This is a genomic window from Achromobacter sp. E1 (genome assembly GCF_037039475.1).
In the GTDB taxonomy this organism is placed as follows: Bacteria; Pseudomonadota; Gammaproteobacteria; order Burkholderiales; family Burkholderiaceae_B; genus Achromobacter; species Achromobacter mucicolens.
Window position 1 is genome coordinate 2,369,269 of record NZ_CP146253.1, and the last position, 25,756, is coordinate 2,395,024.

23 protein-coding genes are annotated in these 25,756 nt (G+C 68.1%); 20 read left to right on the forward strand and 3 right to left on the reverse strand.

The genetic code is table 11. From position 1 onward, the window contains the following. The first annotated feature begins 3 nt into the window (after nucleotides 1-3). The gene (locus tag V6V88_RS10850; protein ID WP_155721895.1) at nucleotides 4-1,872 is read left to right on the forward strand and encodes a dipeptide ABC transporter ATP-binding protein; all 1,869 of its coding nucleotides are present in this window, start codon (nucleotides 4-6) and stop codon (nucleotides 1,870-1,872) included. Between the two features lie 739 nt (nucleotides 1,873-2,611). Here V6V88_RS10850 and V6V88_RS10855 read toward each other — a convergent pair. Next, nucleotides 2,612-3,352 (reverse strand): LysE family translocator, encoded by a 741-nt coding sequence (locus tag V6V88_RS10855; protein ID WP_338619258.1) that lies wholly within the window; start codon nucleotides 3,350-3,352, stop codon nucleotides 2,612-2,614. Nucleotides 3,353-3,612: 260 nt separating this feature from the next. Here V6V88_RS10855 and V6V88_RS10860 point away from each other — a divergent pair, with 260 nt between their 5' ends. From V6V88_RS10860 to V6V88_RS10945, 18 genes are all read left to right on the forward strand, one after another. Next, nucleotides 3,613-4,149, forward strand: a complete 537-nt coding sequence (locus tag V6V88_RS10860; protein ID WP_338619259.1) for a YaeQ family protein — start codon at nucleotides 3,613-3,615, stop codon at nucleotides 4,147-4,149. A gap of 75 nt (nucleotides 4,150-4,224) precedes the next feature. Continuing rightward, entirely contained in the window at nucleotides 4,225-4,818 is a 594-nt protein-coding gene (locus V6V88_RS10865; RefSeq protein WP_056316442.1) for a TetR/AcrR family transcriptional regulator, read from the forward strand. A 119-nt stretch (nucleotides 4,819-4,937) separates the two neighbouring features. Next, the gene (locus V6V88_RS10870; RefSeq protein ID WP_280001722.1) at nucleotides 4,938-5,630 is read left to right on the forward strand and encodes an SDR family oxidoreductase; all 693 of its coding nucleotides are present in this window, start codon (nucleotides 4,938-4,940) and stop codon (nucleotides 5,628-5,630) included. A gap of 17 nt (nucleotides 5,631-5,647) precedes the next feature. Next, complete coding sequence (locus V6V88_RS10875) at nucleotides 5,648-7,153, forward strand: MFS transporter (protein ID WP_230964981.1); 1,506 nt, start codon at nucleotides 5,648-5,650, stop codon at nucleotides 7,151-7,153. 166 nt (nucleotides 7,154-7,319) lie between these two features. Next, nucleotides 7,320-9,008 carry a diguanylate cyclase gene (locus V6V88_RS10880; protein ID WP_338619260.1) on the forward strand — a complete coding sequence of 563 codons (1,689 nt, stop codon included), beginning with the start codon at nucleotides 7,320-7,322 and terminating at the stop codon, nucleotides 9,006-9,008. Nucleotides 9,009-9,070: 62 nt separating this feature from the next. Continuing rightward, nucleotides 9,071-9,868: a GntR family transcriptional regulator gene (locus tag V6V88_RS10885; RefSeq protein ID WP_056316452.1), complete on the forward strand. Its 798-nt coding sequence runs from the start codon at nucleotides 9,071-9,073 to the stop codon at nucleotides 9,866-9,868. Between the two features lie 19 nt (nucleotides 9,869-9,887). Continuing rightward, entirely contained in the window at nucleotides 9,888-11,093 is a 1,206-nt protein-coding gene (locus V6V88_RS10890; protein WP_062840872.1) for an ABC transporter substrate-binding protein, read from the forward strand. Between the two features lie 8 nt (nucleotides 11,094-11,101). Then, on the forward strand, nucleotides 11,102-11,974 hold the full coding sequence (locus V6V88_RS10895) for a branched-chain amino acid ABC transporter permease (RefSeq protein ID WP_056316458.1): 873 nt from the start codon (nucleotides 11,102-11,104) through the stop codon (nucleotides 11,972-11,974). A gap of 2 nt (nucleotides 11,975-11,976) precedes the next feature. Further along, nucleotides 11,977-12,948 carry a branched-chain amino acid ABC transporter permease gene (locus V6V88_RS10900; protein ID WP_056316460.1) on the forward strand — a complete coding sequence of 324 codons (972 nt, stop codon included), beginning with the start codon at nucleotides 11,977-11,979 and terminating at the stop codon, nucleotides 12,946-12,948. Further along, nucleotides 12,941-13,696 (forward strand): ABC transporter ATP-binding protein, encoded by a 756-nt coding sequence (locus V6V88_RS10905; protein WP_062840874.1) that lies wholly within the window; start codon nucleotides 12,941-12,943, stop codon nucleotides 13,694-13,696. The genes V6V88_RS10900 and V6V88_RS10905 overlap by 8 nt, the downstream gene beginning before the upstream one ends. Continuing rightward, a complete protein-coding gene (locus V6V88_RS10910) occupies nucleotides 13,693-14,403 on the forward strand; it encodes an ABC transporter ATP-binding protein (protein WP_338619261.1) in 711 nt (236 codons plus the stop codon). The genes V6V88_RS10905 and V6V88_RS10910 overlap by 4 nt, the downstream gene beginning before the upstream one ends. Before the next feature lie 2 nt (nucleotides 14,404-14,405). Next, a complete protein-coding gene (locus V6V88_RS10915; RefSeq protein WP_338619262.1) occupies nucleotides 14,406-15,674 on the forward strand; it encodes a 3-isopropylmalate dehydratase large subunit in 1,269 nt (422 codons plus the stop codon). Next, nucleotides 15,671-16,171 carry a 3-isopropylmalate dehydratase gene (locus tag V6V88_RS10920; protein WP_338619263.1) on the forward strand — a complete coding sequence of 167 codons (501 nt, stop codon included), beginning with the start codon at nucleotides 15,671-15,673 and terminating at the stop codon, nucleotides 16,169-16,171. Before V6V88_RS10915 ends, V6V88_RS10920 begins: the two co-directional genes overlap by 4 nt. 10 nt (nucleotides 16,172-16,181) lie before the next feature. Then, the gene (locus V6V88_RS10925) at nucleotides 16,182-17,852 is read left to right on the forward strand and encodes a hydantoinase B/oxoprolinase family protein (protein WP_223575339.1); all 1,671 of its coding nucleotides are present in this window, start codon (nucleotides 16,182-16,184) and stop codon (nucleotides 17,850-17,852) included. After that, complete coding sequence (locus V6V88_RS10930; RefSeq protein ID WP_279213096.1) at nucleotides 17,849-19,897, forward strand: hydantoinase/oxoprolinase family protein; 2,049 nt, start codon at nucleotides 17,849-17,851, stop codon at nucleotides 19,895-19,897. The genes V6V88_RS10925 and V6V88_RS10930 overlap by 4 nt, the downstream gene beginning before the upstream one ends. A gap of 9 nt (nucleotides 19,898-19,906) precedes the next feature. Continuing rightward, a complete protein-coding gene (locus V6V88_RS10935; protein ID WP_338619264.1) occupies nucleotides 19,907-20,515 on the forward strand; it encodes a cysteine hydrolase in 609 nt (202 codons plus the stop codon). After that, nucleotides 20,512-21,915 carry an FAD-dependent oxidoreductase gene (locus V6V88_RS10940; RefSeq protein ID WP_338619265.1) on the forward strand — a complete coding sequence of 468 codons (1,404 nt, stop codon included), beginning with the start codon at nucleotides 20,512-20,514 and terminating at the stop codon, nucleotides 21,913-21,915. Before V6V88_RS10935 ends, V6V88_RS10940 begins: the two co-directional genes overlap by 4 nt. Nucleotides 21,916-21,924: 9 nt before the next feature. Next, nucleotides 21,925-22,788 (forward strand): oxaloacetate decarboxylase, encoded by an 864-nt coding sequence (locus V6V88_RS10945; protein WP_062840882.1) that lies wholly within the window; start codon nucleotides 21,925-21,927, stop codon nucleotides 22,786-22,788. A gap of 114 nt (nucleotides 22,789-22,902) precedes the next feature. On the opposite strand, the gene V6V88_RS10950 is transcribed toward V6V88_RS10945, so the two are convergent. Continuing rightward, nucleotides 22,903-23,523 carry a chorismate lyase gene (locus V6V88_RS10950; RefSeq protein WP_338619266.1) on the reverse strand — a complete coding sequence of 207 codons (621 nt, stop codon included), beginning with the start codon at nucleotides 23,521-23,523 and terminating at the stop codon, nucleotides 22,903-22,905. A 93-nt stretch (nucleotides 23,524-23,616) separates the two neighbouring features. On the opposite strand from V6V88_RS10950, the gene V6V88_RS10955 reads away from it, so the two are divergent. After that, nucleotides 23,617-24,348 (forward strand): pseudouridine synthase, encoded by a 732-nt coding sequence (locus tag V6V88_RS10955; RefSeq protein WP_056316485.1) that lies wholly within the window; start codon nucleotides 23,617-23,619, stop codon nucleotides 24,346-24,348. 372 nt (nucleotides 24,349-24,720) lie between these two features. Here V6V88_RS10955 and V6V88_RS10960 read toward each other — a convergent pair whose 3' ends face one another. Then, entirely contained in the window at nucleotides 24,721-25,632 is a 912-nt protein-coding gene (locus tag V6V88_RS10960; RefSeq protein WP_062840885.1) for a LysR family transcriptional regulator, read from the reverse strand. Nucleotides 25,633-25,756 lie beyond the last annotated feature (124 nt).

Here is a 25,756-nt window from a genome sequence, read left to right on the forward strand (position 1 = left end):
ACCATGGATTCCAACCGCGTCGTGCAGGTCAATGACCTGACGGTGCGGTTCAAAACGCCCGAACGCACCGTGGAAGCGGTGCGCAATGTTTCCTTTCACGTGAACCGCGGCGAGACGCTGGCCATCGTGGGCGAGTCGGGGTCCGGCAAGTCCGTGACCTCGCTGGCGCTGATGCGTCTGGTCGAGTACGGCGGCGGACATATCGCCAACGGCGGGATGCTGCTGCGCCGGCGCAGCGGCGACGTGCTGGATCTGGTCAATGCGCCCGATTCCACGCTGCAACGCGTGCGCGGCGCGGATGTCGCCATGATCTTCCAGGAGCCGATGACCTCGCTGAACCCCAGCTTCACGGCCGGCAACCAGATCGCCGAGGCCCTGCAGCTGCATCAGGGGCTGGACGCGGCGGCCGCCCGCGCCGAGACGCTGCGCATGCTGGAGCGCGTGCGCATTCCCGAGGCGCGCGCCATTCTGGACCGCTATCCGCACCAGCTGTCGGGCGGCATGCGCCAGCGCGTGATGATCGCGATGGCGCTGTCGTGCAAGCCGCAACTCTTGATCGCCGACGAGCCGACGACGGCGCTGGATGTCACGATCCAGGCGCAGATCCTGCAGCTGATCCGCCAGCTCCAGGAAGAGATGGACATGGGCGTGATCTTCATCACGCACGACATGGGGGTGGTGGCGGAAGTGGCCGACCGCGTGCTGGTGATGTACCGGGGCGACAAGGTCGAAGAGGGCGGTTCGGACGAGATCTTTGCGCGTCCGCAGCATGCCTACACGCGGGCGCTGCTGTCGGCGGTGCCGCGCCTGGGCGCGATGCAGGGCACGGACGAGCCGGCGCCGTTTCCGCTGTTGAAGGTGGACGAGGCCGCGCGCGTGCCGGATCCGGCCAAGCTGGTGGATACGCCGGTGGCCGCGCCCTCGACGGTGCGGCGCGAGAACGGGCCGGTGCTGAAGGTGCGGGATCTGACGACCAGCTTTGACATTACCGGTGGCATTCTGGGCCGGGTGCAAAAGCGCGTGCATGCGGTCGAGAAGGTCAGCTTTGACCTGTATCCGGGCGAGACGCTGTCGCTGGTGGGCGAGTCGGGGTGCGGAAAGACGACGACTGGCCGTTCATTGCTGCAACTGGTCAAGAGCAAGAGCGGGTCGATCGAATTCGACGGCAAGAACATCGGTACTCTGCGCGGCAGCGCCATGCAGACGCTGCGTCAGCATATCCAGTTCATTTTCCAGGACCCGTTCGCATCGCTGGATCCGCGGATGACGGTGGGCTATTCGATCATGGAGCCGCTCTTGATCCACAAGGTGGCGCGCGGTAAGGCGGCGCAGGATCGGGTGCGGTGGCTGATGGACAAGTGCGGGTTGCTGCCGGAAATGATCGACCGCTATCCGCATGAGTTTTCAGGCGGGCAGCGTCAGCGGATCTGCATCGCGCGGGCGCTGGCGCTCAATCCCAAGGTGGTGATCGCGGATGAGTCGGTGTCGGCGCTGGACGTGTCGATTCAGGCGCAGATCGTGAATCTGCTGCTGGATCTGCAGCGTGAACTGGGTGTGTCGTTTTTGTTTATCTCGCACGATATGGCGGTGGTGGAGCGGGTGAGCCATCGGGTGGCCGTGATGTATCTGGGGCAGATCGTGGAGATCGGGCCTCGGCGGGCGATCTTTGAAAATCCGCAGCATCCTTATACGAAGAAGCTGATGGCGGCGGTGCCGATTGCGGATCCGCAGCGGCGGCATCGGGAGCGGTCGCTGCTGGTGGATGAGATTCCCAGCCCGATGCGTCGGGTGGGGGATGAGCCGCTGGTGGAGCCGTTGGTTGCCGTGGGAGATGGGCATTTCGTGGCGCGGCATGCCATTGGGGTTTATTGAGGCGGTGTCGGCTGGTTTGCTTGGTTGACTGGCTTTGATGTTGTTTGCTGTGTTTGCTGTGTTTGCTGTATTTGCTGTATTTGCTGGCGGTGCTGTCGATGCTGTCGATGCTGTCGATGCTGGCGGCGGTCGGGGTTCTTAGGCCGCGGCCGGCGCCGGGCCGGGTGCGAGCGCGGGGCCACGATTGCGGTCCGGAGCCTTCGCTCCGGACTTGCCCCTGCGTCATCCTCGTTGGCGCCCTTCGGCGCCTGCCTTCGGATTCCCTTGGGCGCATCGACGCCCCGCGCTCGCACCCGGCCCGTCACCAGCCGCTCCATTAGTTGCTGGCGCTGGGTGGCGGGGCGAGTTGGGTTATTGCGTTTTTGCCGCGGGTGGGGTGGGGCGGAAGATCTTGCGGGGCCGCCAAAATCGGCCGCGCGGGCGGCCTTCTTTGGCGTTTGGGTGTCTTGCGTCGTGGTGATGACGCTGCGCGCGCTGGTGACGCGGTATTTGATCGCCGTCGGGTGTCTGACGACCGCCGTCGGGTGTTTGACAACCTTATGAGATGCGCATGATCGCCGCCAGGTGTCTGACACCCTTACGAAATGCGCGTGATAGTGCAGCCGGCCTCCCCGGGTGTCTGACACCCATCCCCCGCCAGGTGTCTGACACCCTTACGAGATGCGCGTGATAGTGCGGCCGGCCTTCCCGGGTGTCTGACACCCGTCCAAGCGCGGGTGTTCAAACATCCCGCCATTCATCAGCGCTTTTCCAGCGCCAACCTAAATCCAAACGCGATAAACACCGCGCCGGTCACACGGTCCAGGCCGCGGGTGACTGCGGGCCGGGAAAGCCAGCGGGCCAGGGGGCGGGTGGCGGCTACCAGCAGGACGAACCAGAGCATGCCGACGATCGCGTGGACCGTGGCGAGCAACAGGCTGAAACGCAGGACGTCGGCGCCGGCGGGGATGAACTGGGGCAGGAACGTGATGTAGAAGACGCCGACCTTGGGATTCAAGGCGTTGGTGAGGCAGCCGCGGACGAACCAGGCGGTGGCGGTGCTGCCGGGGCGCGTTGCGGCGGCGATTCTGGAGGCGGGGGGCGCCGTACAGTTGCCGGTGGCGCTGGCGGTGCCGGTGCCAGTGCCGCTGCCAGCCACCGTGTCCGTACCACTGATCTGCTTGGCGGCCTGGCCTGAGTTCTTGCGCACGGCGCGGGTGCTCCACAGCAGCTTGATGCCCAGATAGAACAGGTAGATCGCGGCGCAGATGCGCAGGGTGTCGTAGGCGAGCGTGGACACGGCCAACAGCGAGCCGAGTCCGAAGGCGGCGATCGCGCCCCATAGCAGGCAGCCTGCGCTGATGCCCAGGCCGGCCATGAGGGCGCGGCGGCTGCCTTCGACGGCGGCGGTGCGCAGCACCAGGGCGTTGTCCAGGCCGGGGGTGATGGTCAGGATGGCGGCGGCCAGGGTGAAGGTTAGGAGGGCGGCGGTGGCTGTCATGGCGCGGGAATGTTGAGTGGCGCTGCCGGCAGGGTTGGCGCGGCGCAGGCCCGGCAAGTGTAACGCCCGGTTCTAGCCGTTGGGCTTGATCCTTGAGCCTTGACCCCTGAGCCATGGCCTGCGGCGCTTGGCACGCAGCTTAGGGCGGCGGCAATGCCTGCCGGCATGGGCGATTCACGAATGCCGAGGCGCGGGGCGCCCCGCAGCGGGCGGTTATCATGGCGGCCTTCCCGCAATTCGCTTTTGAACGGACCTACGCCATGGCCCTGCGCGCCACCATCTATAAGGCCGACCTGAACGTCGCCGATACCGATCGCCATTATTACGGCAGTCACGGGCTTACCGTGGCGCGTCATCCCTCGGAAACGGACGAGCGGATGATGGTACGGCTGGCGGCGTTTGCGTTGCATGCGCAGGAGGAGCTGTCGTTCACGAAGGGGCTGAGCGATACCGATGAGCCGGACCTGTGGGTGAAGGATCTGACGGGCGAGATCAAGCTGTGGATCGAAGTGGGCCAGGCCGAAGAGCGCCGCATCCTGCGCGCCTGTGGCCGTGCCGACGAGGTGATCGTGTACTGCTATGGCGGTTCGGCCAGCAAGATCTGGTGGGACGGCGTGCGCAACAAGCTGGAACGCACGCGCAACCTGAAGGTGATCAACCTGCCGGCCGAGCAGAGCCGGGCGCTGGGCCAACTGGCCGAACGCACGATGCAGCTGAACGCCAATATCTCGGACGGCGTGGTGTATTTTTCGGCGGCCAAGGGCGAAGTCACCCTCGAACCCGAGGTGTGGCGCTGAAATAGGGGCCGGGGCTTGCGCTTCGGAACAGGGCGGGCTTAATATGACAAGCATCATATTTTGGACGTCCCGATCATGTCTGCCTCCCGCAAGGAACAATCCCACGAACGCATCGTCGATGCGGCGGCGCGGGCCATCCGCCGCGCCGGGTATTCCGGGGTAGGCGTCGCGGACGTCATGAAGGAAGCCGGCCTGACGCACGGCGGCTTCTACGCGCATTTCCCTTCGCGCGACGCGCTGCTGGCGGCGGCGATGGAGCGTGCCGGCCAGGACGGCGCGGCGCGCCTGTCCCAGAACATGGCGCGCCGCCGCGCCGAAGGCGCCAGCCCGTTGCGCGCCTGGGTCGAAGCCTATCTCAGCGACGCGCACCTAGCCGGCTGCGAGCGGGGTTGCCCCGTCGCGGCGCTGGCCTCGGAAATTCCCCGCCAGTCGGACGACGTGCGCGAGGTGGCGGCCAGCCGGGTGCAGCGGCTGATGGAAGCCGTGCAGCAGGTGCTGCCCGCGCAGGCGGGCGAACACGCGGCCGCGGCCGTGCTCAGCACGCTGGTCGGCGCGTTGCAACTGGCGCGGGCGTTGGGCGACAACCCGCGCGGACGCGCGGTGCTGGCCTCGGCCCGACAAGCGGTGCTGGACCAGTACGACCACGAGGCTGCCGCAACGTCTCACTGATTCGATTTTCTCCGGCCGCGCTGCGCGGCCGTTTTGCTGCCTTTAAATATGATGATCATCATATTCTGATTCACCGAAGTCCCTACCTTCACATCAATTCATCCTCAGGAATGCGCATCATGGAACTGAAAAACGCCGTTGTTTTCATCACGGGCGCCAATCGCGGCCTCGGTCTGACCTTTGCCCGCAAAGCGCTGGCCCGGGGCGCGCGCAAGGTCTACGCCGCCGCGCGCGATCCGTCGGCCATCACGCTGGAGGGCGTCGTGCCTGTCAAGCTGGACGTGACGCGCGCCGAAGATGTGGCCGCCGCCGCCGAACTGGCGGGCGACGTGACGCTGGTCATCAACAATGCTGGCATTGCGGACTTCGGCGGGTTCCTCGCGCCGGGCAGCGTGGAGTCGGCGCGCCGCCATCTGGACGTCAATCTCTTCGGGCCGCTACTGGTGTCGCAGGCCTTCGCGCCGGTGCTGGCCGCCAACGGCGGCGGGGCGATCCTGAATGTCCTGTCGATCGCCAGCTGGCTCAACAGGCCGATGCTGGGCGTGTACGCGATGAGCAAATCCGCCGCGTGGGCGCTGACGAACGGGCTGCGCCAGGAGCTGCAGGCCCAGAACACGCAGGTGCTGGGCCTGCACATGGGCTTCGTGGACACCGATCTGACCAAAGACATCGATGCGCCCAAGTCCTCGCCGCAGGCCATCGTGGCCCAGGCGCTGGATGCGCTGGAGGCGGGCGAGCGCGAAGTGCTGGCCGACGAGCTGACGCGCCAGGTCAAGCAGGGCCTGACCGCCAGCCCGGCCGTCTATCTGTAAGCGGGGACCGGACAGCCATGCGTATCCCCACAACTTCCGCCGGGTCCGCGGCCGGCCTTGGCGCCAACGACCCGGCCTACGTCGCGGCGGATACCGCCGGCGACAAGGCTGCGGCGGTCAGCCTGACCGCAACCGGCGTCGCCCCGTCGCAGCCCGCCGCGCCACAAGCCTCGCCCTGGCCCGTCTTCTGGATCGCCAGCATCGCGGTCTTCCTGGTGTCGCTGGACAGCACGATGCTGTATGCCGCCTTCGGCGCGCTGCGCGAAGGATTCCCGACGGCCTCGGCCGCAGACATGTCCTGGGTCCTGAACGCCTATACGGTGGTCTTTGCCGCCATGCTGATCCCCTCGGGCGGACTGGCCGACACGCATGGCCGCAAGCGCATGTTCATGGGCGGGGTGCTGCTGTTTCTTGCGGCGTCGGCGGCCTGTGGGCTGGCTGCCACGGAACAGTGGCTTATCGCCGCGCGCGTGCTGCAGGCGGTCGGCGCGGCGCTTTTGACGCCCGCATCGCTGTCGATCGTGCTGGCGGCGTTTCCGGCGTCGCAGCGGTCCGTGGCGGTGAGCCTGTGGGGCGCGGTGGGCGGACTGGCGGCGGCCGTCGGGCCGAGCCTGGGCGCTTTTGTGGTCGACGTGGCCGGCTGGCCCTGGGCGTTTTACATCAACCTGCCGTTGGGCGCGGTGTCGTTGTGGTTCGGCGCGGGCCTGCTCAAGGAATCGGTCAAGCCCGACGCGCGCCGGCGCGTGGATGGGGTGGGCATGGCGTTGCTGATGGTGGGCGTGGGCGCGGTGGCGCTGGCCATCGTGCAGTCGGAGTCGCCAACGTGGCAGCGCGGCGAACTGGCGGTTGCGGCCGCCGTGGGTGTGATGGCGCTGATCGCGTTCGTGGTCTGGGCGCGCGTGACGCCGCACCCGCTGGTCGATCTGGCGCTCTTCAAGCACCGGACGTATCGCTACGTGAATCTGGCGACGCTCAGCTTTGGCATTGCCTTTGCCATGATGTTCTTTGCGTTCTTTTTCTACATGACGGGCGTGTGGCACTACAGCCTGCCGCGCGCGGGGCTGGCGGTCACGCCCGGTCCGCTGCTGGTGATGCCGACGGCGATCATCACCGGCCGGCTGGCGGCGCGGATGGGGCACCGGCCCTTCCTCGTGGGCGGCGCGCTGGTGTATGCGGCCAGCGGGTTGTGGTTCCTGTTGGTGCCGGGCGCGGAACCGGCCTATGTGCGCGAATGGTTGCCCGGACTGTTGCTGAGCGGCATCGGGGTGGGCATGGTGCTGCCGTCGCTGTCCGGCGCGGCGGTGAACCGGCTGCCGGCGCAGCATTACGCGGTGGGCAGCGCGGTCAACCAGGCGACGCGCCAGATCGGCGGCGTGCTGGGTGTGGCGGTCACCGTGGTGCTGCTGGGGCATGGCGCCGCCAGCCACGCGGATTTCTCGCCCATCTATCTGGCGCATGTGGGTCTGGCCCTGCTGACCGCCTTGCTGTGCCTGCCGGTGGACACCCGGCCGAAAGCGGCCTGAGCGGGTGGGCGCAAGGGCGGGGGAACGACGCCGCAGTACGGAAAACGGGGAGGCGATCTGCCTGATCAACCCGCCGAAATGATGCAATTTTGGTGCGGAACGTGACAGAATGTCAGCCACCACGCGCTGGCTGTACCGGTGAATTCCGTATTGATCAGGTTTCGAAATGCCCGCTTCCGGAGATGCGTCCCCCATCCTTCCGCCTGGCCCTGACGCGGCCGGCGCGCCACGCGAACCGGACGGTCCGCTGGACAGGTTGGCGCGGCTGGCCCGGCGCACGATAGGCGTGGACACGGTCATCATCGCGTGCACCGACGCCGATGGCGCGTGGCGGGCAGTGGCTGGCGCCGCGCCGGGGCCCGCGCCATGTCCCTGGTCCCTCGACCATCCGGTGCGCGCCGCCGATGGCCGCCTGCTCGGCACGCTGCGCCTGCTGCACAACCAGACGCGCCGGCTGTCGCCCGACGATCAGCAAACCTTGCAGGATCTGGCGGGCCTGGCGGCCACGGCCATCGAAAAGCGCCACGCGCTGGCCTGCGAGCGTGCCGACGAAGACACCTGGCGCGACGAAGCCCGCAAACTGTCGCTGGCCATTGCCGGCAGCGGTACCGGCGTGTGGGACCGCAACGTGGTGACCGGCGAGATCACCTATTCGCCGGGCTGGAAGGCCTTGCTCGGTTACAGCGAAGCCGAGCTCACGACGCGCATCGAAGACGCTTACACCCGCCTGCATCCGGACGACCGGGACTATGTCCAGGCCGCCATGCAGGCGCACTTCGATGGCAAGACCGACAGCTACGAAGTCGAGCACCGCATCCGCTGCAAGGACGGCAGCTACAAGTGGATCTGCAGCCGCGGCAAGGTGGTCAGCCGCGACGAAACGGGCCGCGCGCTGCGCATGATGGGCACGACCACGGACATCAGCACCCTGCGCGCCATGTCCGAAAGGCTCAAGCGCACCGCGGATCTGGTCGTGAACCTGACCGACGCCGTGCCCGGGCTGGTGTTCCAATGCCGGCCGGTGCCGGAGGGCGGATCGTGGTTCTCGTATGTCAGCGCGGGCATCTGGGACATGTTCGAACTGACCGCCGACGACGTGCGCGCGAGCACCACCGCCATCGAACAGCGCATCCATCCCGACGACCTGCCTGCCTACCGCGCGTCGCTGCAGGCAGCGGCCGCGGCCCAGATGCCCTGGCATCTGGAATTTCGCGTCTGCCTGCCGCTTCAGGGCATTCGCTGGCGCCAGGGCGATGCCAGCCCGCGCCGCGACGCCGACAACGGCGTGGTCTGGCACGGCTTTGTCACCGACATCACCGACCGCAAGCGGGCGGAACTTGAATTGCGCGAACTGGCCGCGACCGACGCGCTGACCACCTTGCCCAACCGCCGCCACTTCATGTCGCGCATCGCCGCGGAGCTGACGCGGATAAAGGGGCAGGGCGGGCAGGGGGCGGCCGTGCTGATGTGCGACCTGGACCACTTCAAGCACATCAACGACACCTGGGGCCACGCCATCGGCGATGGCGTGTTGCAGCATTTCGCGAACATGCTGCGCGCCCAATTGCGCGAAATCGACCTGGTGGGCCGCATCGGGGGCGAGGAGTTCGCGGTCGTCCTTCCAGACACCGACTTCGAACGCGCGCACGTGTTTGCCCGCAACGTGCAGCGGCGGATCGCCGACACGCCGTATTCCACGGGCGGGTGCCCCATCCCGCTGACGGTCAGCATTGGGATTTCCGCGCTGCACAACAACGACGACGATGCGGGGCTGGCGCTCAGCCGCAGCGATCGTGCGCTGTATTACGCCAAGCAGCGGGGACGGAATCGGATCGAGTCGGTGTTTTCCCGATAGAACAACCGCCGGGACCATTTGTTCCATTGACCGTACATTAGGACACCCCTAGAGTTCCCGTCATGGGAACCTCATTGCCACTTCCGAAATACCATCAGATCTATCTCGTCCTGCGCGAACAACTGCAGGAGGGGCGGTTCGACCAGGACGGCGTGCCTGGCGAGCATGCGCTGGCGGACCAGTTCGACGTCGCGCGCATCACGATTCGCAAGGCGATGGAAATGCTGGTCGCCGACGGCCTGGTGTCGCGGCGCCCCGGCCTGGGCACGTGGCCCCTGCGCGGCGCAGCCGCCGCGCACAGTGCGCCGGCACCCGATTCGCAGCAGAAGGCGCACCTGACCGGCCTGCTGGAAAACATCGTCAACATGGGCTTGCGCACGTCGGTGCAGGTGCTGGACAGCACGCTCGTCTATGCGCCGCCGTCCGTGGCCGACGCCTTGCATATCCCGCCCGGCACCCCCGTGCACAAAAGCCTGCGCGTGCGCAGCACCGATGCCGGGCCACTCTCGCACATCACCACCTACGTGCCGCAGTCCGTGGCCGATTTCACGCGCGAAGACCTGGAACGCGAACCCCTCCTGATGCTGCTGGAAGCCGCCGGGGTGGAGTTCGGCGGCGCCACGCAGACGATTTCCGCGCGCCTGGCCGATGCGCAGGTCGCGCGGCTGCTGGACGTCGCGGTCGGTTCGGCGTTGCTGGCCGTCACGCGTCTGGTGCGCGACGTGGGCGACCGGCCGGTGCAATTGCTGCAGGGCCTGTACCGGCCCGACCGCTACCAATATCAGTTGCAGCTATCGCGCGTCGGCAGCATCGACGCCAAGGTCTGGGTCAGCGAAGAGCTGTCGGCCCAATTTCATTGAACCCCTCGGAGATCCGCCCATGAATTCGCGCCGCACTTTCCTCTATCAATCCGCCGCCGCGGCGGCCCTCGTGTCCGCCCCGTGGGTGGCCCGGTCGCAGGGGGCCGCGCCCATCAAGGTCGGGGTGCTGCACCCGGTGACGGGCGCGCTGGCGTATTCGGGCCAGCAATGCCGCCTGGGCGCGCTGCTGGCCATCGAGGACATCAACAAGGCGGGCGGCATCAAGTCGCTGGGCGGCGCGCCGCTGCAAGCGGTGCTGGGCGATGCGCAATCGCGTCCCGAGGCGGGCTCGGCCGAAGTCGAGAAGATGAACGAGGCGGGGGTATCGGCGATCGTGGGCGCGTATGCGTCGGCGATCTGCCTGGCCACGACCCAGACGGCCGCCAAGTACAACTTGCCGCACGTCGTGGACGTGGGCGTGGCCGACCAGATCGTCGAGCGTGGCCTGAAGAATACCTTCCGTTTCGGTCCGGGCTACCGTGCCTGTAGCGAACGCGCCATCCTGGACCTGGCCGCGCTGAACGACGCCGCCGGCAAGCCGGCCAAGACCGTGATGATCGTGCACGAGGACTCGCTGTTCGGCACGGGCACCGCCGCGCTCCTGTCCAAGGCGCTGCCGGAGCACGGCTTCGAGGTCAAGGAAGTCGTCAAGCACCCGAACCCGACGCGCGACTTCAACAACATCGTGCTGCGCATGCGGTCCGTGAATCCCGACATCGTGATCCCGGCCAACTACTACAACGAATACGCCTTGCTGCTGCGCGCCATGAAGCAGCAGAAGGTGCAGCCCAAGGCCATCTACTCGGTGCTGGGCGGCGCGGCCTCCAGCTACAAGTTCCTGAAGGAATTTCCGGACATCGCCAACGGCATCATCGACTGCAACCACTGGTTCAACCCGAAGGATGCGCGCGTCGCGCCGCTGAAGGCCCGGGTGGAAGAGAAGGGCGCGTACTTCAGCTACGAGGTCTTCATGACCTACACCGCCATGCTGCTGCTGGCCGATGCGCTGGAGCGCGCCAAGTCCGCCGACCGCGCCGCGATCATCGAGGCGCTGGCGTCCAGCACCTTCCAGGACAACCTGATGCCCTATGGCCCGACCAAGTTCGTCAATGGCCAGAACACCGGCGCGCAGCCGCTGCTTACGCAGGTGATCGGCGGCGACATCAAGGTGATCTTCCCGGCCGAATACCGCCAGGCCGATGCCGTGTTCCCGCTGAAGGCCTGACAAGACCCATGCTCGATCCCGCCATCCTCTTTTCCTCGGTGCTGAACGGCCTGACGACGGGCGCGGTGTACGCGCTCATCGCCCTGGGCCTGACCCTGATCTACGGGGTGCTGCACATCATCAACTTTGCCCACGGCGCGGCGCTCATGGTGGCGCTGTACGCCGTGTACCTGCTCAAGGACCGGCTGGGCATCGACCCCTATGCCGCCTTGCCGCTGGTCGTGCCCGGCATGTTCGTGCTGGGCTACGCCTTGCAGCGCGTCGTCATCAACCGCGCAAGCCACGGCAAGGACGAGAACATCCTGCTCGTGACGCTGGGCCTGGCGATCGTGCTGGAGAACCTGGCGCTGGTCTGGTTCAAGTCTGACACGCGCAGCATCGACACCGCGTACACGCTGTCCACGGTCGAGATCGGCCCGGCCATGATCGCGCTGCCCAAGGTCATCGCCTTCTGCGGCGCGCTGGCGGTGGCGGCGGTGCTGTTCTGGATCATCCGCAGCACCGACCTGGGCCGCGCCATCCGCGCCGTCGCCCGCGAAAAGCAGGGCGCCAAGCTGATGGGCATCGACGTGGAAAAGGTCTACGCGGTGTCGTTCGGCATCGGCATGGCCTGCCTGGGCGCGGCGGCGTGCTTTCTGCTGCCGGCCTACTACGTCAATCCGCAGGTGGGCAGCGGCTTCGTGCTGGTCGCCTTCACCATCGTGGTGCTGGGCGGCATGGGCAGTTTCGTGGGGGCGCTGGTGGGCGGACTGCTCATTGGCGTGGTGGAGTCCATCGGCGGCCTGTTCCTGGGCGACTCGCTGGGACAGATGGGCATCTTCGCGATCTTCATCGCGGTGCTGCTGTTTCGCCCGCAGGGGCTGTTCGGGGCGAGGGGCTGAGCATGAAACGGGATCTTTTCGCTATCGCGCTATTCGGGGTGGTGCTCGTGGCCGTGGCCGCGCTGGCCCAGTCGGGCGTGCTGCTGACGTTCGTCATGATGTCGCTCTACGCGGCGCTGCTGTCGCAGGCCTGGAACATCCTGGGCGGGTACGGCGGCCAGCTGTCGTTCGGGCATGCGCTCTTTTTCGGCGTGGGCGCGTACGCGCAGGCGCTGGGCCAGTTGAACCTGGGCCTGAACCCGTGGCTGGTGCTGCCCATGGCGATCGCGCTGGGCGCGCTGGTCGGCGTGGCGGTGGGCGGGCTGACGTTCCGCTACGGGCTCAAGGGCTCGTATTTTGCGCTGGTGACGCTGGCATTTGCTGAAGTCTTTCGCATCCTGGCGCTGTCGGCCTCGTTTACTGGCGGCGGCGTCGGGCTGATGGTGCCGCTGCAGGAAGGCGTGGCCAACATGCAGTTCGGCTCGCGCCGCGGCTACATCTACCTGCTGCTTGCGTTCGTGCTGCTGGCCCTACTGGTGACCGCGTGGCTGCGCCATTCCCGCTTCGGCGCCTATCTGCAGGCCGTGCGCGACAACGAGGACGCGGCGCGTGCCATCGGCGTGAATCCGCTGCGCGTCAAGCTGGGCGGCATTGCGCTGTCGGCCGCCTTCATGAGCGTGGCCGGCGCCTTCTACGTGCAGGTCTTCCAGTACATCGACCCGGGCATCGCCTTTGGCTCGGCCGTGTCGGTGGAGGCCCTGGTGGGCGCCATCGTGGGCGGTATGGGCACCCTGTGGGGGCCGCTGCTGGGCGCGGTGACGCTGCATGCGCTGGCCGACCTGACCCGCAACCTCTTCGGCGAGCTGCCGGGCATCAGCATGGTGATCTACGGCGTGGTGCTGATCCTGATCGTGATGTTCATGCCGCGCGGCATCACCGGCGGCGGGCAGTCGCTTGGCCGCCTGTTTGGAATGAAGGAGCGCGCCCGTGTCTGACATCCTGCTTCAAGCGCGCAATCTGTCCATCACGTTCGGCGGCCTGAAGGCCGTGCAGGACGTGAGCCTGGACGTGCGGGAAGGCTCGCTGACCGCGCTGGTCGGGCCCAACGGCGCGGGCAAGACGACGCTGTTCGGCCTGCTGTCGGGTTTTCTGAAGCCCGGGTCGGGTTCGGTGCACTTTGCCGGCCAGGACATCACCGGGCAGGCGCCGCACGAATCCGCGCGGCTCGGCCTGACCCGCACTTTCCAGATCGTGCAGCCATTCGGCGCGCAGACCGTGCGCCAGAACATTGCCGTGGGCGCGCATCTGCGCCTGGCGGACCGCGACGAGGCGCTTGCCGCGGCCGAGGCCGTGGCCGCGCGCGTCAACCTGCAGGCCTCGCTGGACAAACCGGCGGCGGACCTGACGGTGGCCGGACGCAAGCGCCTGGAACTGGCGCGGGCGCTGGCCACGCGGCCGCGCCTCCTGCTGCTGGACGAGGTGCTGGCGGGCCTGAATCCCAGTGAGATCGACGAGATGATTCCGGTGGTGAAAAAGCTGGTGGACGATGGCGTCACCGTGCTTATGATCGAACACGTGATGCGGGCGGTGATGAGCCTGGCCGAGCATGTGTGGGTGCTGGCGCAGGGCCGCCTGATCGCCTCGGGCACGCCCGGAGAGGTCACGCGCGACCCGAAGGTCGTGGAGGCCTATCTGGGCCACGGCGCGGCGGCGCGGCTTGCCGCGCAGGGAGCGCCGGCATGAGCGCGCTGCTGGAGGTCAAAGGCTTGCGGGCGGGCTACGGGCGCATGGAAGTGCTGCGCGGCGTCGACCTGGACGTGGGCGCGGGCGAGATCGTGGTGCTGCTGGGCAGCAACGGCGCGGGCAAATCCACCCTGAACAACACGGTGTGCGGCCTGCGCCGGCCGTGGGGAGGCACGGTGCGCTTCGAAGGCCAGGACCTGACCGGCCGCCACTACCGTCAGGTGGTGCAGGCGGGCCTGATCCAGGTGCCCGAGGGCCGCCGCGTGTTCCCGAACCTGAGCGTGCGCGAGAACCTGGAACTGGGCTCGTTCACGCGGGCGCGCGAGCGCCGTGCGCAGAACCTGGACAAGGTGCTGGACATTTTTCCGCGGCTGCGCGAACGCCTGGATCAGCTGGCGGGCACGATGTCGGGCGGGGAACAGCAGATGCTGGCGATCGGCCGCGGCCTCATGGCCGAGCCGCGCCTCCTGATCCTGGACGAACCCTCGCTTGGCCTGTCGCCGTTGATGGTCGAGGAACTGTTCGGCCTCATCAAGCGGTTGCACGGCGACGGACTGGCGATTTTGCTGGTCGAGCAGAACGTGGGCCAGTCCCTCGAAACCGGGCAGCGGGCCTATGTGCTGGAAAACGGCGCCGTGCGCTACAGCGGCAGTTGTCCCGACCTTTTGGCTAGCGACGACGTGCGCCGCGCCTATCTGGGGATGTAATCATGGCCCAGCCTCAAACCCTGGCCCAGAAGCTGATCGCCGCCGCCTGCGGGCGGGAGACGGTGGCCGAGGGCGAAATCGTGACCTGTGCGGTCGACCTGGCGATGTTCCACGATTCCAGCGGTCCCCGGCGCCTGCAGCCCATGCTGCAAGAGCTGGGCGCCACGTTGTGGGACCCGTCCCGCATCGTGCTGGTCATCGACCACTACGTGCCGGATTCGGACGACGAATCGCGCCGCATCGTGCGCATCGCGCGCGACTGGGCCGCGGAGCAGCAACTGCCCAACGTGTATGACTCGGTCGGCATCTGTCACGTGGTGGTGCCGCAGCACGGCCACATCCGTCCCGGCATGTTCTGTGTGGGCGGCGATTCGCATTCGCCGACCGGCGGCGCGTTTGGCGCGTATATGTTCGGCATCGGCAGCACCGAAATGCTGGGCGTGGCGGTCACCGGCCAGATCTGGGTCAAAGTGCCCAAGACGCTGATGATGCACTGGCGCGGCCAACTGGCGGCCGGCGTCACCGCCAAGGACATGATGCTGCACATGATCGGCCGCTACGGCATGAACGGCGGACGCTACCAGGCGGTGGAATTCTGCGGCGAGGCCGTGCGCGCGCTGTCCATGCAAGAGCGCATGACGCTGTCGAACATGAGCGCCGAACTGGGCTCGCAGGTGGGCCTGATCGCCCCGGACGAGACCACCGCGGCCTATCTGCGCGAGGCCGGCGTGACGGCGGACCTGGACCTGGCGCGTTGGCAGAGCGACCCGCAGGCCGACGCCGAATGGCACGAGTTCGATGCCGCGGCGCTGGCCCCGCAGGTTGCCGCGCCGCACAGCCCGGCCAACGCGCGCGGCGTGGACGAATACAACGACGTGCCGGTGCAGGTGGCCTACATCGGCGCCTGCACCGGCGCCAAGCTGGACGACCTGCGCGCCGCGGCCAGCGTGCTGCGCGGCCGCCGGCTCGCGGACGGCATGCAGCTGATGGTGGCGCCGGCCAGCCGCGTGGATCAGGAACAGGCCGACCGCGAAGGCGTCATGCAGGTACTGCGCGACGCGGGGGCCCAGGTGCTGGCCACGTCCTGCGGCGCCTGTGCGGGCTATGGCGGGTCCATTCCGGACGGCGCCAGCGTCATTTCCACCACCGCGCGCAATTTCAAGGGGCGCATGGGCTCGGAGACCGCGCAGGTCTACCTGGCGTCGCCCTACACCGTCGCGGCGTCGGCCGTGGCGGGCCGCGTGGCCGATCCCCGGGAGTTCCTGGCATGAACGCAGACACCACGACGCACCGCGTCTGGCGCGTGGGCGCGGACATCGACACCGATGCGCTGGCGCCGGGCGCCTACATGAAATTCGGCATCGACGAGATCGCGCGCCACTGCCTGCAGCGGGTCCGGCCCGATTTTGCCGGCCAGGTCCAGCCCGGCGACGTGCTGGTGGCCGGCCCCAACTTCGGCATCGGCTCGTCGCGCGAGCAGGCGGCCGGGGCGCTCGTGCGACTGGGCGTGGCCGCCGTGATCGCGCCGTCCTTCAACGGCCTGTATTTCCGCAACGCGTTCAACGTGGGGCTGCTGCTCCTGACGTGCAGCCAGGCCGACACCCTTGCCGAGGGCGAAGGCATCACGTTCGACCCGGCCGCCGGCCGCATCGGCCGTCCCGGCGGCACACCCGCCGAATTGCACTGCGAGCCCGTGCCCGGCTTCCTGCTTGACATGGTGCAGGCCGGCGGACTGCTGAATCTGCTGAAACAGCGTCAAACCTCTTAGGAACAACATCATGCTTGACCCCGTTACCCTGGCGGTCCTGAAGGGCCGCCTGGAACAGATCGCCGACGAAATGGACGCGACGCTGTACCGCAGCGCGTTCAATCCCATCATCGCCGAGGCCCATGACGCCTGCCACGGCATGTACGACGCCGCCACCGGCGCCACGCTGATCCAGGGCAAGTCGGGCCTGCCCGTCTTCGTGGGCGCGATGGCGTTCGCGGTGAAGGCGGCGGCCAAGGCCGCGGCCGGCCGTGGCGGCATGGTGGACGGCGACGTGTGGCTGTTCAACGATCCTTACGAAGGCGGCACGCACGCCAACGACTTCAAGCTGGTCAAGCCGGTGTTCCGCGGCGGCAAGCTGTTCTGCTACCTGGCGTCGGCAGCACACTGGCATGACGTGGGCGGCGCGGTGCCCGGCAACTACAACCCGGCCGCCACCGAATGCTGGCAGGAAGCGGTGCAGATCCCGCCCGTGCGCATCGTGCGCGCGGGCGTGCTGGACCAGGACGTGCTGGCCATCCTGAAGGCCAATACTCGCCTGCCCGACAGCCTGTGGGGCGACCTGAACGGCCAGCTCGCGGCGCTGGAACTGGGCGCGCGCCGGCTGGACGGTCTGCTGGACGAATACGGCGACGCCACGGTGCTGGAGTCCCTGGACACCCTGCGCGAACGGGCGCGCCGCCTGATGCGCGATCACATCGCCCGCCTGCCGGATGGCGAATACGCCTTTGAAGACATGCTGGACAACGACGGCGTGCGCGATGCGCCGCTGCGCATCGCGCTCAAGCTCACCATCGCCGGTGACCGCCTGGGGCTGGACTTCACCGGCACGTCGCCGGCCTGCGCGGGTCCGGTCAACATCTCGCGCGCCACCGCCATCGCAGCCTGCTACGTGGCGCTCAAGCACCTGTTCCCGGATGTCCCCGCCAACGCGGGCGTGCTGGACGCGGTGGAGGTGACGCTGCCGGACGGCCTGGTGATCTCGGCCGACCGTCCGCGTCCGGTGGGCGGCTACACCGAGACCATCCTGCGCATGATCGACGTGATCTTCTGCGCGATGGCCCAGGCCGCGCCGGACCGCGCGATGGCGCAGGCCTACGGCACCATCAACGCGCTGTCGATCGCCGGCTACCGCAGCGACGCCGCCCGCAAGGGCCAGCGCTGGGTGATGTTCAGCTTCTTTGGCGGCGGCCACGGCGGGCATTCGGACGGCGACGGCCTGAGCCACGGCAATGCGCCGATCTCCACCGCGACCATTCCGCCGCTGGAAATCCTGGAGGCGGCGTATCCGGTGCGCTTCACGCAATGGGCGCTGCGTCCGGATTCGGCGGGCGACGGCGCGCATCGCGGCGGCCTGGGCGCCATCTATGAAATCGAATTGCTGGAAGACAGCGCCGAGGCGTTCATCTTCGGCGAGCGCGGCCGCAGCGCGCCCAAGGGCATCGCGGGCGGCGGCCAGGCCGCGCTCAACGTCTTTCGCTATCAGCAGGACGGCCAGTGGCTGTCCCCGCCCATGAGCTCGAAGATGCTGGGCATCCGGCTGCAACGCGGCGACCGCGTGCGCCTGGAAACGCCGGGCGGAGGCGGCTATGGCGATCCCGCGCGGCGTGACCCCGCGGCGCGCGAGCACGACCGCAAGATGGGCTATGTGAGCGACATTCAGAAGGAGCAGTCGGCATGAGCGCGGCGCAAGGTTTGGTGGTGGGCGTGGACGTGGGCGGCACGTTCACGGATCTGTTCGTGCTGGACGAGGCGGGCGGCAGCGCCCGCGTGGTCAAGGTGCCGTCGACCCGCGGCGAGGAAGCGCGCGGCTTCATGAACGGCATCGCCCGGGTGGCTGACGGCGCCGGCGACATCGCGACGATCGTGCACGGCACCACCGTGGGCACCAACGCACTGCTGGAGCGCAAGGTCGCGCGCACCGGCATCATCACGACCGAGGGCTTTCGCGACGTGCTGGAAATGCGCCGCCGCGACCGGCCGCAGACCTGGGGCCTGCGCGGCAACTATGAACCCGTCGTGCCGCGCGATCTGCGCCTGGAAGTGCGCGAGCGCGTGCTGGCCGATGGCGCGCTGCACACGCCCGTGGACCTGGACCAGGTGGAGGCCGCGGCGCGCACGCTGCTGGCGCAAGGCTGCGAGGCGGTCTGCGTGTTCTTCGTGAACGCCTACGCCAACCCCGTCAACGAAGCCCAGGCCGCCGCCCGCGTGCGGTCCATCTGGCCCAACGGCAACGTCACCGCCGCGACCGAGGTGCTGCCCGAGATCCGCGAGTTCGAGCGGTGCTCGACGGCGGTGCTGAACGCCGCGCTGCAGCCCGTGGTGGGCAGCTACCTGACGCGCCTGGAATCCGATCTGCAGCAGCACGGCTTCCAGGGCGAACTGCTGGTGGTGCAGAGCAATGGCGGCGTGATGTCGCGCCAGACGGCGTGCGACGTGCCCGTGCGCACCGCCTTGTCGGGGCCGGCGGCCGGCGTCATCGCGTGCGCGGCCATTGCCCGTGCTGCGGGCTTTCCCAATGTGGTCACGGGCGACATGGGCGGCACCTCGTTCGACGTGTCGTTGGTGGCCGAGGGCGAGGCCTCGCTGTCGGCGCAGACCGCCATCGACTTCGGCATGGTCGTGCGCGCGCCGATGATCCAGATCGAAACCATTGGCGCGGGCGGCGGCTCGATCGCCAGCGTCGATGCCGGCGGGCTGTTGCAAGTCGGCCCTGAATCCGCGGGCAGCATCCCCGGCCCGGCCTGCTATGGCCGCGGCAACACCCGGCCCACTGTCACGGACGCGAACGTGCTGCTGGGCCGCATCGCCGCGGACCGCCCGTTGGGCGGGGGTCTTCTGGCCAAGATGGACGTCGACCTGTCGCGCGCCGCCATCGAGGAACACGTGGCGCGTCCGCTGGGACTGGACGTCCATGCGGCCGCGGAAGCCATCCTGACGGTCGCCAACGCCAAGATGGCGGGCGCGATCCGCGTCGTGTCCATCGAGCGCGGCCACGATCCGCGCAAGTTTGCCTACATGCCGTTCGGCGGCGGCGGCGCGCTGCACGTCTGCGCCATGATGAACGAGGTGGACGCCGCCCACGGCATCGTGCCGCGCTACCCGGGCGTGACGTCGGCGCTGGGCTGCGTCATGGCCGACATGCGCCACGACGGCGTGCAGACCCTGAACGTGGCGCTGGATGCGCTGGACGCGGCCGACCTGCTGGCTCGCATCGACGGGCTGGCAGACGCCTGCCAGCAGCGCCTGGATTCGGCGGGCGTGTCGTTCGAGGGCATCCGCGAAAGCATCGAGCTGGACATGCTGTACGTGGGCCAGAGCCACACCGTGCGCGTCGAAGTGGGCCGCGCGGACCTCAGCCGCGAGGGCATAGCCGCCGCATTCGACCGCGCCTACCAGGCCGCCTTCGGCCGCAGCCTCACCGGCATTGCGGTGCGCATTCTGAACCTGCGCTACGCGCGGATCGGCCAGCGTCCCAAGTTCGATCTGGCCCTCCTGGCGCCCACCAGCACAGCCATGCCCGCGGCGCTGGGCACGCAGGCAGTCTTTCATGCCGGGCAATGGCACGATGCGGTGCGCTACGCGCGCCTGGACCTGCCGGTCGGCGCCGAGGTCGCGGGCCCGGCTATCCTGGAACAGCCCGACACCACCATCTGGATCGAGCCCGGCTTTGCGGGCCGGGTCGATTCCCTGGGCAATCTGCTGATCGCCCGGACTGCATCGTAGGAGCCCGCCATGCACGCCTTCGATCCCCGCACGACCGCGCTGGTCATCATCGACCTGCAGAACGACTTCCTGGCGCCGGGCGGCGCCTACGACCGCGGCGGCGCGGTCAGCCCGCAGGCCAGGGCCTTGCCCGCGCGGGTCGCGCCCGTGGCCCGCGCGCTCAAGGGGCAGGGCGGTTTCGTGGCCGCCAGCCAGTTCACGCTGTGGCCCGATGCGCATGGCGAACCGATGATCTCGCCGCACCTCAAGCAACTGCGCCCGTTCCTGCGCCGTGGCGATTTCGTGGCCGGCTCACCCGGTCAGGCCAACGTGGCCGAGCTGGACGGGCTGGTCGACGTATCGGTCTGGAAGGTCGCGTACTCCGCCTTCTTCAACACGCAGCTCGACTGGGTGCTGCGGCGCGCAGGTATTTCCAGCGTGGTGGTGGCCGGCATCGTCACCAATGGCGGGGTCGCCAGCACGGTGCGCGATGCCCATATGCGCGACTATCACGTGACGGTGCTGGCCGATGGCTGCGCCGCGCCGACCCCCGCCATGCACGAAGCCGCGCTGGCGGACCTGCGCACGGTGGTCGAGGTGGTGTCGTGCCAGGACCTGCTGGACAGGCTGGCATCGTGAGCGCACCCGTCGTCAGAAGGGGCGAGGCGCCCGGCGCGGACGCGATGCACGTGCCGGTGGCCATCATCGGCGCGGGCGCTTGCGGCCTGACCGCCGCGCTGCGCCTGGCCAGCGCCGGCATCGAGACGGTGCTGATCGAACGCGATGCCGTGCCCACCGGATCCACGGCGCTGTCTTCCGGTTTCATTCCCGCAGCCGGCTCCGCGGTGCAGCGCGCCGCAGGCATCGAGGACGACGCGCAGCGCTTTGCCGCCGACATCCAGGCCAAGGCCAACGGCACGGCCTCGCCAGCCCTGGTGGCTGCCTACACCGGCGCGGCCGCCGCCGCCATGGACGCATTGGCCGCGCACGGGCTGCGCTTCGAGGTGCTGGACGGCTTCCTGTATCCGGGACACACGGCGCGGCGCATGCACACGCTGCCCGAGCGCACCGGCGCGGCGCTGGTCGCCGCCCTGGAACGCGCCGCCACCGGGGCAGGCGCCTACCTACTGACGCGCGCGCTGGCCCGCGAGATCTGGACGGACGACGAAGGCCAAGGCCGAGTCTCGGCGGTGGGTTGCGAACGCCCGGACGGTTCGGTCGACGTGATCGGCTGCGATGTCCTGATCCTGGCCTGCAACGGCTTTGGCGGCAACGCCGCGATGGTGGGCGAGTACCTGCCCGCCATGCGCGAGGCCGTCTACGGCGGCCATGCGGGCAACGACGGCAGCGCCATCCAGTGGGGCACGCAGCTGGGCGCGCGCCTGGCGGACCTGGGCGGCTACCAGGGCCACGGCTCCTGGGCCACGCCGCAAGGCGCGCTGATTTCCTGGGCCGTGATGATGGACGGCGGCGTGCAGATCAACCGCGAGGGCCGGCGCTTTCACGACGAGACACACGGCTATTCCGAAGCCGCGGTCCATGTGCTGGCGCAGCCGGACTCGGTCGCCTGGAACGTCTTTGACGACCGCACGCTCGCGCTGGCGCGCGGGTTTCCCGACTTTGTGCAGGCCGAGCAAGGCCAGGCGCTCAAGACGTGCGCTAGCGTGCCCGAGCTGGCCGCGCTGATCGGCTGCGATCCGCTCGTGCTGGACCAGACGCTGGATGCGGTCCGCCCCGGCGCGCCGGATCCGCTGGGACGCCGCTTTGAACGGACCCTGCAGGCGCCGTACCACGCGGTCAAGGTGACCGGCGCACTCTTTCACACACAAGGCGGATTGGACATCGACGCGCAATGCCGCGTCCTGGACAACGCCGGCCAGGCGCTGCCCAATCTCTTGGCCGCGGGCGGCGCCGCCCGGGGCGTTTCGGGCAACGACGTGTCGGGCTATCTGTCCGGCAACGGCTTGCTCAGCGCGGTTGCGGGCGGCCATATCGCCGCGGCCACGGCGGCGGCGCTGCTCGGGCGCCGCCTGGATTAGGAACCCAAGATGCAAACACAGAACCTGAAAGCGCAATTGGCGGCCGGCACCGTTCTGGCTCCCGGCGTCTACGACGCCTTGTCGGCGCTGATCGCCGAGCAGGCGGGCTTTTCCGCGCTGTACCTGTCGGGCGCGTCCATCGCTTACTCGCGGCTGGGCCGCTCGGACATCGGCCTGACCACGTACACCGAGGTCGAGGACACGCTGGCCCGCATCGCCGAGCGCGTGTCGGCGGCGGTGATCGTGGATGCCGACACGGGATTCGGCAACGCGCTGAACACCCAGCGCACCGTGCGCGGCTTCGAGCGCGCGGGCGCGGCCATGATCCAGCTCGAAGACCAGACCTTCCCCAAGCGCTGCGGCCACCTGGACGGCAAGAGCGTGATTCCCGCTGCCGAGATGTGCGGCAAGCTACGCGCCGCCGTGGACGCACGCGTCAATGCGTCGACGCTGATCCTGGCGCGCACCGACGCGCTGGCGTCCGAGGGCCTGGATTCGGCGCTGGACCGCGCCGAATCCTATCTGGAAGCCGGTGCGGACGCGCTCTTCATCGAAGCGCTGCGCTCGCCGGAACAGATGCGCGCGGCCTGCGACCGCTTCGCGGCGCGCGTGCCGCTCTTGGCCAACATGGTGGAGGGCGGCAAGACGCCAGTGCAGGACGCCGGCGCGCTCGCCGCCGTGGGGTTTCGCATCGTGATCTTCCCGGGCGGCACCGCGCGCGCCGTCGCGCATACGCTGCAGGGCTATTACGGCAGCCTGCGCCAGCACGGCACGACGGGGCCGTGGAAGGACAGCATGCTGGATTTTGACGGGCTCAATGACGTGATCGGCACGCCGGAACTGCTGGAGCAAGGGCGGCGGTACGAAGGCTGAACCCGCTTACAGCGGGGGGCAGGGTACCTGAATCGGGGCGGTGTGCGCGGTTGTGACGGCAGCGGGGGCGCCGCGTGGGCTGAACGTTTTCGCTGTGGCCCGCACTCAGCCGCCTCAGCGCGGCGTGCGCTGGTGCGGCACGAGCGGCGGCACGGGCTGGCCGGCGATCAATTCCCAGAAGTCCGGCAGAAAGCACTCGGCCACCAGCAGCGGCTGGCCCTGGCGCCAGAACACCGAGCGGCGCGCCCAGATCCGGCGGGCCTGCAGCGCGCGGGCTTCAGGCGGCAACACGTTCGAGGCGGTGGCATGGAACGGCACGGGCGAGGCCAGGCGGCGGCACGCAAAGGGTGACCGGATCACCGTGCTGTCGTGATACAGCATGTCGGCCAGCGGCCGGGTCAGCAGGCGCCGCATACCTTGCCAGGCGCCGTGCGAAGCGGTCAACGGCGTCAGGCTGCGCGCCGGGACGCTGTCCACACCGTTCACGGACATCAATACCTCGCGGATCCACACCGGTGCGCCCGGCGCAATGCGCATCGCACGCGCCTCGTCGGCCGGCGCGCCATCGGCGTACTCGGCCAGCACCCGCAGACGCACCTGCCCGACCTGGCGCAAGCCGGCGGTAAGTGCGCCCGGCCGGAACAGCCAGTGGCGTTGGGCGGGGGACAGAATGGCCGGGGCTTGCGCCAGCCAGCCAGCGGCGAGAGGGGGGCAATGGGCTGCGGGTTTCGTCATGGCTGCGTATTATGCCAAGCCCCGCCCGAAGGCCGTCTGCGTCGCAATGCCGCAGGGCAGGGGGGCACCGGCCGTCCGCATACAATACCGCCCATGGAAAAAGTACGTATCTCCAAGCTCATGTCCGAGCGCGGACTCTGTTCCCGCCGCGAGGCGGACAGCTATATCGAGCGCGGCTGGGTCCGCGTCGACGGCGTCGTCGTGTCCGAATTGGGCGCGCGGGCCTATCCCGACCAGGAAATCACGCTGGAGCGCGCCGCGCACGCGCGCCAGACCTCCCGCGTCACCATCCTGATCAACAAGCCCGTGGGCTATGTCTCCGGCCAGGCCGAAAAAGGCTACACGCCTGCCGTGGCGCTGATCGATTCACGCTCGCGCTTTGCCGGCGACCGCGCCCCGCAGCGCTTCGAACGCGCCCACCTGGACGGGCTGGCCGTCGCTGGCCGCCTGGACATCGATTCGCAAGGGCTGCTCGTCCTGACGCAGGACGGCCGCGTCGCCAAGCAACTGATTGGCGAAGACTCCACCATCGACAAGGAATATCTTGTCCGCGTTCAGGGCGAGCTCTCCGACAACGGGTTGGCCTTGCTCAATCACGGCCTGTCGCTGGACGGCAAGCCCCTCAAGCGCGCCCAGGTGCGCTGGCAGAATCACGACCAGCTGCGGTTCGTGCTGCGCGAAGGCAAGAAACGCCAGATCCGCCGCATGTGCGAAATGGTGGGACTGAAAGTGATCGGCCTGAAACGCGTGCGCATCGGCCGCGTCGCGCTGGGCGACCTGCCGCTGGGCCAATGGCGCTACTTGCGCGACGACGAATCGTTCTGAGCTGGTGCCCGCCAGCCGGATGGCGCCCGACTTTCTTCTAAGCCGGTGTCTGACACCCTGGTGAGACAGTCTTCCTTCCAAGATCCTGCCCCAAGGGTGTCAGACACCTACCACCGCTCGACCGAGTTTCGTCTGAGCTGGTGTCTGACACCCTGGTGAGACAGTCTTCCTTCCAAGATCCTGCCCCAAGGGTGTCAGACACCTACCAGCGCTGATCAACGCAAGGGTCTGACACCCTGGTCAGAGCCTCTCCATCTTGAGACGCCGTCCAAAGGGTGTCCGACACCGTCAGCGAGACACCTCTCGCAGCATTGGTCACCGCACCCGACAACACTTGTCGGCCGCCGAAGGATTTTTCAGTCTGTTTCGGCCTTAGCCGCGTTTCATGAAAGCAGGCGTATCCTTCGCTTGCCAGTGGCTGCCCAGCCGCTCCATCAGGAACTCGATGAAGATCCGGGTCTTGGCGGGCAGCAGGCGCGTCTCGGTGACGGCGTGGACCGGAAACGGGCCAAGCTGCCAGTCGGGCAGCACGCGCTGCAACTGGCCGGACTGCTGTTCCGCCAACTGACCTCCCACCAGCACCGCAATGCCCGCGCCCAGCATGGCCAGGCGGCGGGCCATGGCGACGCCGTTGACGGAAAACCGGTTGCCCGGCGTGAACTCGATGTGCTGTTCGCCGTTGGTGAGCGGCCAGCGCGTCACGCGGCCGGCGCCTTCCGCGCGGAACTCAATGCACTCGTGCCGGGTCAAGTCGCTGGGATGCTTCGGTTCGCCGTGCTTTTCCAGGTATTCGCGCGAGGCATACAGGTAGGCAGGCAGCATGCCCAGCAATCTTGCAATCTGGGTCGAGTCGGGCAGGTCGCCGATTTCGATCGACACGTCGCAGGTCTGGAACACGCGCGATGCGTGGTCCGGGTTCGCGAGGTCCAGGAAAAACGTCACATCGGGATAGCGCCGGGAAAACTCCATGAACGATTCAGCCAGGAAGTCCGTGCCGAAGTCCGCGGGCATGTTCACCCGCAGCGGCCCGGCCGGCGTGTCCACCAGCTTCTGCAGTTCTTCATGGGCGATCTGCGCCTCGGCCACGATGCGCTGGCAGCGTTCGAAATACAGCCGCCCGGCGTCGGTCAGCTCCACCTTGCGCGTGGTGCGGCTCAGCAGCCGCAATCCCACGGACCGCTCCAATTCGGCCACCTGGCGAGACAAGGTCGACTTTGGCACGCCCAGCGTTGCCGCAGCGCGGCTAAAACTGTTTGTCTTGGCGACCTCGACGAAGAGTTCCATTCCCTGTAGGCGTTTCATGACCGAATTTTGTCACAGTGCGGATCGAACAATTGTCCCATAAATGGAATGATGTTTTCTCTTCATGCCCCTTTGTTTCTAAAGCGGGATAACTCAGAATGCGAGT